Raw genomic sequence first — 5,366 nt, 5'->3', positions numbered from 1 at the left:
GGTCGGTGTGTGGTTGTTCTTTGAGAACTCAACAGGGTGCTTGTAAAGCCAGTGCCAATTATGATTTATACCCCGGACTGGTCAGTTTTTGCTGGCTGGTTGGGATTCCTTTGGCAACATTTGTTTGTTGTCAGGATGCTGTTCAACTAATTTTTTGTTGGAGAGTTTGATCCTGGCTCAGGACGAACGCTGGCGGCGTGCTTAACACATGCAAGTCGAGCGGAAAGGCCCTTCGGGGTACTCGAGCGGCGAACGGGTGAGTAACACGTGAGCAACCTGCCCCAAGCTTTGGGATAACCCTCGGAAACGGGGGCTAATACCGAATAGGACTGCTGGCCGCATGGCTGGTGGTGGAAAGTTTTTCGGCTTGGGATGGGCTCGCGGCCTATCAGCTTGTTGGTGGGGTGATGGCCTACCAAGGCGACGACGGGTAGCCGGCCTGAGAGGGCGACCGGCCACACTGGGACTGAGACACGGCCCAGACTCCTACGGGAGGCAGCAGTGGGGAATATTGCACAATGGGCGGAAGCCTGATGCAGCGACGCCGCGTGAGGGATGACGGCCTTCGGGTTGTAAACCTCTTTCAGCAGGGACGAAGCGAGAGTGACGGTACCTGCAGAAGAAGCACCGGCCAACTACGTGCCAGCAGCCGCGGTAAGACGTAGGGTGCGAGCGTTGTCCGGATTTATTGGGCGTAAAGAGCTCGTAGGCGGCTTGTCGCGTCGACCGTGAAAACTTGGGGCTCAACCCCAAGCCTGCGGTCGATACGGGCAGGCTAGAGTTCGGTAGGGGAGACTGGAATTCCTGGTGTAGCGGTGAAATGCGCAGATATCAGGAGGAACACCGGTGGCGAAGGCGGGTCTCTGGGCCGATACTGACGCTGAGGAGCGAAAGCGTGGGGAGCGAACAGGATTAGATACCCTGGTAGTCCACGCTGTAAACGTTGGGCGCTAGGTGTGGGGGGCCTCTCCGGTTCCCTGTGCCGCAGCTAACGCATTAAGCGCCCCGCCTGGGGAGTACGGCCGCAAGGCTAAAACTCAAAGGAATTGACGGGGGCCCGCACAAGCGGCGGAGCATGCGGATTAATTCGATGCAACGCGAAGAACCTTACCTGGGTTTGACATGGCCGCAAAACCTCCAGAGATGGGGGGTCCTTCGGGGGCGGTCACAGGTGGTGCATGGCTGTCGTCAGCTCGTGTCGTGAGATGTTGGGTTAAGTCCCGCAACGAGCGCAACCCTCGTTCGATGTTGCCAGCGCGTTATGGCGGGGACTCATCGAAGACTGCCGGGGTCAACTCGGAGGAAGGTGGGGATGACGTCAAGTCATCATGCCCCTTATGTCCAGGGCTTCACGCATGCTACAATGGCCGGTACAATGGGCTGCGATACCGTGAGGTGGAGCGAATCCCAAAAAGCCGGTCTCAGTTCGGATCGGGGTCTGCAACTCGACCCCGTGAAGTCGGAGTCGCTAGTAATCGCAGATCAGCAACGCTGCGGTGAATACGTTCCCGGGCCTTGTACACACCGCCCGTCACGTCACGAAAGTCGGCAACACCCGAAGCCGGTGGCCCAACCCTTGTGGAGGGAGCCGTCGAAGGTGGGGCTGGCGATTGGGACGAAGTCGTAACAAGGTAGCCGTACCGGAAGGTGCGGCTGGATCACCTCCTTTCTAAGGAGCACCTTCCGACGAAAGTCGGTAAGGAGCCCGCACTGCCCGAATGTGGTGGTGGGGTGCTCAGATGGCGGAGACACTGGCAAGTTTTGCCCTGGCAACGGCCGGCGGCGCTTAGTACAGCCACTCCTGTGGGGTGGTGGGAACGGTTGCTTCTGGTGCGGCTGGGGGAGAATGTGAGCACCCTGTTGGGTCCTGAAAGAACAACCGGTGGTTGTTTCTTTCGGAGCCTTGTGTGTGGCTGATTGCCGCGCGAGGTTGCCAGGCATGACTTGGCTTCACATACCGATCACTGTGGTGGTGCTGGTGTGGGGTGTTTCGGGTTGTGGGTTGGTCGTTTGTTGAGAATTGCACAGTGGACGCGAGCATCTTTGTGGTCAAGTTGTCAAGGGCGAACGGTGAATGCCTTGGCACCAGGAGCCGATGAAGGACGTGGGAGGCCGCGATAGGCCTGGGGGAGCTGTCAACCAAGCTGTGATCCCAGGGTGTCCGAATGGGGAAACCTGGCACCAGTCATGTGGTGTCACCCACACCTGAACACATAGGGTGTGTGGAGGGAACGCGGGGAAGTGAAACATCTCAGTACCCGTAGGAAGAGAAAACAATTTAGTGATTCCGTGAGTAGTGGCGAGCGAAAGCGGATCGAGGCTAAACCGGCTGCGTGTGATACCTGTCAGGGGTTGCGTGGTCGGGGTTGTGGGACCCTGCTGAACAAGCTGACACTTGTTCGAGAAGTTACAAAGTTAGTGGCTAGTCGAACAGTCTGGAATGGCTGACCGTAGACGGTGAAAGTCCGGTAGGTGAAAGTTGCTGACCTTCTGTGGGTGTTCCCGAGTAGCGGCGGACCCCTGAAATCTGCCGTGAATCTGCCAGGACCACCTGGTAAGCCTAAATACTTCCTGGTGACCGATAGCGGACAAGTACCGTGAGGGAATGGTGAAAAGTACCCCGGGAGGGGAGTGAAATAGTACCTGAAACCGTTCGCCTACAATCCGTCGGAGCCTTGCGGGGTGACGGCGTGCCTTTTGAAGAATGAGCCTGCGAGTTAGTGGCATGTGGCGAGGTTAACCCGTGTGGGGGAGCCGTAGCGAAAGCGAGTCTGAATAGGGCGATTCAGTCGCGTGTCCTAGACCCGAAGCGGAGTGATCTAGCCATGGGCAGGCTGAAGCGCGGGTAAGACCGCGTGGAGGGCCGAACCCACCAATGTTGAAAAATTGGGGGATGACCTGTGGTTAGGGGTGAAAGGCCAATCAAACTCCGTGATAGCTGGTTCTCCCCGAAATGCATTTAGGTGCAGCGTCGCGTGTTTCTTGCCGGAGGTAGAGCACTGGATGGTCTAGGGGGCCCACAAGCTTACCGAAATCAGCCAAACTCCGAATGCCGGTAAGTGAGAGCGCGGCAGTGAGACTGCGGGGGATAAGCTTCGTAGTCGAGAGGGAAACAGCCCAGATCACCAGCTAAGGCCCCTAAGCGTGTGCTAAGTGGAAAAGGATGTGGGGTCGCATAGACAACCAGGAGGTTGGCTTAGAAGCAGCCACCCTTTAAAGAGTGCGTAATAGCTCACTGGTCAAGTGGTTCCGCGCCGACAATGTAGCGGGGCTCAAGCACACCGCCGAAGCTGTGGCATTCACATTTTATCCTCGCTTGGACTTGATTCCTTGTGCAGGTGTGTGGATGGGTAGGGGAGCGTCGTGCCGCGAGTGAAGCAGCGGGGTGACCCAGTTGTGGACGCGGCACGAGTGAGAATGCAGGCATGAGTAGCGAAAGAAGGGTGAGAAACCCTTCCGCCGGATGACCAAGGGTTCCAGGGCCAGGCTAATCCGCCCTGGGTGAGTCGGGACCTAAGGCGAGGCCGAGAGGCGTAGTCGATGGACAACGGGTTGATATTCCCGTACCCGCGAAAGAGCGCCAATGATGAACCTTGTTGTGCTAACTGCCCGAACTTGGTGAGGTCTTCGGACTGAGCTGAGGGAGCGTGGGAACCTGATGGGTAGTAGTCAAGCGATGGGGTGACGCAGGAAGGTAGCTGAGCCCGGCCGGTGGTTGTGCCGGGGTAAGCGTGTAGGCCGTGTTGTAGGCAAATCCGCAACACATGAAGGCTGAGACGTGATGCCGAGCCGATTCAGGTGAAGTCAGTGATCCTATGCTGCCGAGAAAAGCCTCTAGCGAGTTCTTAGCGGCCCGTACCCCAAACCGACACAGGTGGTCAGGTAGAGAATACCGAGGCGATCGGGCGAACTGTGGTTAAGGAACTCGGCAAATTGCCCCCGTAACTTAGGGAGAAGGGGGGCCGGAGACGTGAAGCCCCGCGCGGGTGGAGCGTTGTATGGCCGCAGAGAGCAGGGGGAAGCGACTGTTTACTAAAAACACAGGTCCATGCGAAGAAGTAATTCGATGTATATGGACTGACGCCTGCCCGGTGCTGGAACGTTAAGGGGACCTGTTAGCTCTTTCGGGGGCGAAGCGGAGAACTTAAGCGCCAGTAAACGGCGGTGGTAACTATAACCATCCTAAGGTAGCGAAATTCCTTGTCGGGTAAGTTCCGACCTGCACGAATGGCGTAACGACTTCCCCACTGTCTCAACCACAGGCCCGGCGAAATTGCAGTACGAGTAAAGATGCTCGTTACGCGCGGCAGGACGGAAAGACCCCGGGACCTTTACTATAGCTTGACATTGGTACTCGAATTAGCTTGTGTAGGATAGGTGGGAGCCGGTGAAACCTATACGCCAGTATGGGTGGAGGCAATCTTGAAATACCACTCTGGTTGATTTGGGTATCTAACTTCGGACCGTTATCCGGTTCAGGGACAGTGTCTGGTGGGTAGTTTAACTGGGGCGGTTGCCTCCTAAAAGGTAACGGAGGCGCCCAAAGGTTCCCTCAGCCTGGTTGGCAATCAGGTGTTGAGTGCAAGTACACAAGGGAGCTTGACTGTGAGACTGACAGGTCGAGCAGGGACGAAAGTCGGGACTAGTGATCCGGCACTTGCGAGTGGAAGCGGTGTCGCTCAACGGATAAAAGGTACCCCGGGGATAACAGGCTGATCTTCCCCAAGAGTCCATATCGACGGGATGGTTTGGCACCTCGATGTCGGCTCGTCGCATCCTGGGGCTGTAGCAGGTCCCAAGGGTTGGGCTGTTCGCCCATTAAAGCGGTACGCGAGCTGGGTTTAGAACGTCGTGAGACAGTTCGGTCCCTATCCGCCGTGCGCGTAGGATACTTGAGAAGGGCTGTCCCTAGTACGAGAGGACCGGGACGGACGAACCTCTGGTGTGCCAGTTGTCCTGCCAAGGGCACGGCTGGTTAGCTACGTTCGGAAGGGATAACCGCTGAAAGCATCTAAGCGGGAAGCCTGCTTCAAGATGAGGTATCCCACCCACCTTGGTGGGGTAAGGCCCCCAGCTAGACGACTGGGTTGATAGGCCGGAAATGTAAGCCCGGTAACGGGTTCAGTTGACCGGTACTAATAGGCCGAGGACTTGACTACTAAGCTGCTACGCGTCCACTGTGCAACTCTGAACGAGCGAACACCCGTGAGAATTTGTGTCCGGGGTTGTTTGATATGTTCATAGAGTTACGGCGGTCATGGCGGAGGGGAAACGCCCGGTTACATTCCGAACCCGGAAGCTAAGCCCTCCAGCGCCGATGGTACTGCACTCGTGAGGGTGTGGGAGAGTAGGACGCCGCCGGACAA

Annotated in this window: 3 rRNA genes; all 3 read left to right on the top strand. The window is 57.2% G+C overall.

Annotated features, from left to right (window positions below):
• Positions 1-154 precede the first annotated feature (154 nt).
• The 3 genes from IF46_RS0131945 to rrf all read left to right on the top strand — a co-directional run bounded on the left by IF46_RS0131945 (position 155) and on the right by rrf (position 5,364).
• Positions 155-1,669 (top strand): 16S ribosomal RNA (locus IF46_RS0131945).
• Between the two features lie 378 nt (positions 1,670-2,047).
• Positions 2,048-5,159: ribosomal RNA gene (locus IF46_RS0131940) — 23S ribosomal RNA — on the top strand.
• 88 nt (positions 5,160-5,247) lie between these two features.
• Positions 5,248-5,364: ribosomal RNA gene (gene rrf / locus IF46_RS0131935) — 5S ribosomal RNA — on the top strand.
• Together the 16S, 23S and 5S rRNA genes form the textbook arrangement of a ribosomal RNA operon.
• The last annotated feature ends 2 nt before the right edge of the window (positions 5,365-5,366 follow it).

The sequence above is a fragment of the Micromonospora chokoriensis genome (genome assembly GCF_000718555.1).
Classification (GTDB): Bacteria; Actinomycetota; Actinomycetes; order Mycobacteriales; family Micromonosporaceae; genus Micromonospora; species Micromonospora chokoriensis_B.
The sequence above is the reverse complement of the archived record's forward strand: the minus strand, read 5'-3'. Positions and strand labels throughout refer to the sequence as shown.